The following is a 3,687-nucleotide window of genomic DNA, read 5'->3' on the forward strand; positions in this document are numbered from 1 at the left end:
GAACACAAGGGCGCGACGAGCGGCGGCAGGCCGGCCGGGAGGCGAAAAACCGCGCCGGATCGCTGGTCTTGCTTGCGTCCCGTCCGGGCAGGCACTACCTGTCTGTGCCACCCTGGCCGGGGGCCACTCGGCCGGGGGAGGCATCGCGTCCGGACGGGCCGGACGCGCGGATCGGGGAACAGGATCGATGGGATACCGCGTCGCGGTCGTAGGCGCCACCGGAGCAGTGGGGCGCGAAATGCTCAAAACGCTGGCCGAGCGCGCGTTTCCGATCGACGGGATCGCGGCCCTGGCCTCGGCCCGTTCGGCGGGGCAGGAGGTCTCGTTCGGCGACAGGCAGGTGCTGAAGGTCCAGAACCTGGAGCATTTCGACTTCTCGGGCTGGGACGTCGCCCTGTTCTCGCCCGGCGCGTCGGTTTCGGCGGTGCATGCGCCGCGCGCGGCAAAGGCGGGCTGCATCGTCATCGACAACACGTCGCATTTCCGCATGGAGCCCGACGTGCCGCTGGTGGTGCCGGAGGTCAATCCGAACGCGCTGAAGAAGGCGCGGCGCGGGATCATCGCCAATCCCAATTGCTCGACCATCCAGATGGTGGTGGCGCTGAAGCCGCTGCACGACCTGTTCACCATCCGCCGGGTCGTGGTCGCCACGTACCAGGCGGTGGCCGGCGCCGGCAAGGAGGGCATGGACGAGCTGTTCGCCCAGTCGCGCGCCAGCTTCGTCGGCGACCCGCTGAAGGCCGAGCAGTTCACCAAGCAGATCGCCTTCAACTGCATTCCCCATATCGACCGCTTCATGGATGACGGCGCGACCAAGGAGGAATGGAAGATGACGGTCGAGACCCGCAAAATTCTCGACCCTGATATCGCGGTTTTCGCGACCTGCGTGCGCGTGCCGGTGTTTATCGGCCATTCCGAGGCCGTCACCGTCGAATTCGAGGAGCCGGTCGACCTGGAGCGCGCGCGCCGGGCGCTGCGCGAGGCGCCGGGCGTGATCCTGCACGACCAGCGCGAGGATGGCGGCTATGTCACGCCGATCGAATGCGTCGGCGAGGACGCGACATATGTGTCGCGCCTGCGGATCGACCCGACCGTGCCCAACGGGCTGGGCTTCTGGTGCGTGGCGGACAATTTGCGCAAGGGCGCCGCGCTGAATGCCGTGCAGATCGCCGAAACCATGATCGCGCTGGACCTGCTGCCCCGCAAGGCGGCCTGAACGGCCGGGGGGCAGGCCGGAACGGTTCGGAACCGTTCCGGTTGCCGCCCGGCCATGCGGCGTTCGCCGTCTCGCGACCTCGTGTTCCCCCCTGCGTTGACCGCGCCCCGTCCCGGGCGTAGGACCGAACAGGCACAGGCCGCCGGTGGAAACCGGAGCCATAATCAGGGAAATCGACGAGACGACCATGCAGGATGTCCGTGATGCGCTCTATATAGGGCACCGAAGTGACGGAACACTGACCCGGCGGCCCATGTCCCCGCATCTCCAGGTCTATCGGTTCCGGCTCTCCATGTTCCTTTCGATCGCGAACCGGGCGGCCGGCGTCGCGGCGGCGCTGGGCGCGGGGCTGGGCGTATGCTGGCTGAATGCCGCCGCGAAAGGCCCCGACTCCTTCAGGAAAGTTCAGAAAGTCACCCGCCATCCGCTGGGCCGGGCGGCCCTGGCGGGCTGGACGCTGGCGCTGGTCTATCATGTCGTTGCGGGACTGCGCCACCTGGCCTGGGATGCCGGCTATCGTTTCGAGAAGAAGCAGATCAACCGCGACGGGCCCGTCGCGGTGGGCGTCACCCTGGGCGCGACCCTGGTCCTGCTTGCCACGATCCTGGGCGTGGCGGCCTGCCGTTCCAGCAAGAGGGCCTCGTGACATGACATCGTCCCCGACGCCGCGCATGGATGTCATGCGCTCGCAACTGTCCCGCGCGCGGGGGCTGGGTTCGGCCAAGACCGGTGTCGATCACTGGTGGGCCGAGCGGGTGTCCGCCATCGCGCTGGTACCGCTGTCCGGCTGGTTCGTGCTGCAGGTCGTGCGCCTGGCCGGCGCGGAGCATGCCACGGTCGCGGCCTGGGGCGGCAAGCCCGCGAATTCCGCCATGCTGCTGGCCCTGATGGTGCTGACCTTCCACCACATGCAACTGGGCCTGCAGGTCGTCATCGACGACTACGTGCATGGCAAGGCGCACCTGCCGGCCAGCCTGCTGATGAAGGGCGCGGCCCTGCTGATCGGGCTGTTCGCGGTGGTCGCGGTCCTGAAGCTGGCGCTGGCCCGACCGGACGGGGCCTGAAGGCCCGTGCGGCATTCCGCCGCGACACGAGACACGCAAGACAGTGCCGGTCCGGCGGCCCGACAGGCCGCCCCGGAGCCGGATCAGCATCGGGACACGTCCAAGACATGAACGCGATCACTCTTCCTTCAGCGCGGGCCTATCGGATCGTCGATCACGCCTATGACGTGGTCGTCGTCGGTGCCGGCGGTTCGGGCCTGCGCGCCACCCTGGGCATGGGGGCCGCCGGGCTGAAGACCGCCTGCGTCACCAAGGTCTTTCCGACCCGCAGCCACACCGTCGCCGCCCAGGGCGGCATCGGCGCGGCGCTGGGCAACATGGCCGAGGATGACTGGCGCTGGCACATGTACGACACCGTCAAGGGGTCGGACTGGCTGGGCGACCAGGACGCCATCGAATATATGTGCCGCGAGGCGGTGCCCGCCGTGCAGGAGCTGGAACATCTGGGCGTGCCCTTCTCGCGCACCGAGGACGGCAGGATCTACCAGCGCCCCTTCGGCGGCCACATGCGCAATTTCGGCGAGGCCCCGGTCCCGCGCGCCTGTGCGGCCGCCGACCGCACCGGCCATGCGATCCTGCATACGCTGTACCAGCAATGCCTGAAGCACGACGTCGAATTCTTCGTCGAATATTTCGCGCTCGACCTGATCATGGATGCGCAGGGCGCCTGCCGCGGCGTGATGGCCTGGTGCCTGGAAGACGGCACCATCCACCGTTTCCGCGCCCAGACGGTGGTGCTGGCGACCGGCGGCTATGGCCGCGCCTATCAATCCTGCACCTCGGCCCATACCTGCACGGGCGATGGCGGCGGCATGGCGATGCGGGCCGGCGTCCCGACCCAGGACATGGAATTCGTGCAGTTCCATCCGACGGGCATCTATCCGGCCGGCTGCCTGCTGACCGAGGGCTGTCGCGGCGAAGGCGGATACCTGACCAATTCCGAGGGCGAGCGGTTCATGGAACGCTATGCCCCCACCGCCAAGGACCTGGCCTCACGCGATGTGGTGTCGCGGTCGATGACCATCGAGATCAACGAGGGGCGCGGCTGCGGCCCCAATGGCGACCATATCCTGATGCATCTGGAGCATCTGGGCGCCGACCTGCTGCATGAGCGCCTGCCGGGCATCTCGGAGACCGCGCGGATCTTCGCCGGGGTCGACGTGACCCGCGAGCCGGTGCCCGTGCTGCCGACCGTGCATTACAACATGGGCGGCATTCCCACCAATCATCACGGCGAGGTCATCCGTCCCACCGCGAACGACCCCGACGCGGTGGTTCCGGGCCTGATGGCGGTGGGCGAGGCCGCGTGCGTGTCGGTGCACGGCGCCAACCGGCTGGGCACCAATTCGCTGCTGGACCTGGTGGTGTTCGGCCGTGCCGCCGCCCGCCGCGCCGCCGAACTGATCC

4 protein-coding genes are annotated in these 3,687 nt (G+C 68.5%); all 4 read left to right on the plus strand.

Annotation, left to right across the window (positions count from 1 at the left end; translation table 11 throughout):
* Window positions 1–187 precede the first annotated feature (187 nt).
* Complete coding sequence (locus HUK84_RS12290) at window positions 188–1,216, plus strand: aspartate-semialdehyde dehydrogenase (RefSeq protein WP_176640550.1); 1,029 nt, start codon at window positions 188–190, stop codon at window positions 1,214–1,216.
* Between the two features lie 187 nt (window positions 1,217–1,403).
* The gene (sdhC, locus tag HUK84_RS12295; protein WP_176640551.1) at window positions 1,404–1,862 is read left to right on the plus strand and encodes a succinate dehydrogenase, cytochrome b556 subunit; all 459 of its coding nucleotides are present in this window, start codon (window positions 1,404–1,406) and stop codon (window positions 1,860–1,862) included.
* A gap of 1 nt (window position 1,863) precedes the next feature.
* Window positions 1,864–2,280: a succinate dehydrogenase, hydrophobic membrane anchor protein gene (gene sdhD / locus HUK84_RS12300; protein ID WP_176640552.1), complete on the plus strand. Its 417-nt coding sequence runs from the start codon at window positions 1,864–1,866 to the stop codon at window positions 2,278–2,280.
* Window positions 2,281–2,387: 107 nt separating this feature from the next.
* A partial coding sequence (sdhA, locus tag HUK84_RS12305) for a succinate dehydrogenase flavoprotein subunit (RefSeq protein ID WP_176640553.1) occupies window positions 2,388–3,687 on the plus strand: 1,300 nt, incomplete at its 3' end.

Source organism: Nguyenibacter vanlangensis (genome assembly GCF_013376155.1).
Taxonomy (GTDB): domain Bacteria; phylum Pseudomonadota; class Alphaproteobacteria; order Acetobacterales; family Acetobacteraceae; genus Gluconacetobacter; species Gluconacetobacter vanlangensis.

Excerpts from the sequence above, each read along its gene's own strand:
- sdhD (WP_176640552.1), top strand. The coding sequence starts at position 1,864 with ATGACATCGTCCCCGACGCCGCGCATGGATGTCATGCGCTCGCAACTG.
- HUK84_RS12290 (WP_176640550.1), top strand. The coding sequence starts at position 188 with ATGGGATACCGCGTCGCGGTCGTAGGCGCCACCGGAGCAGTGGGGCGC.
- sdhC (WP_176640551.1), top strand. The coding sequence starts at position 1,404 with ATGCAGGATGTCCGTGATGCGCTCTATATAGGGCACCGAAGTGACGGA.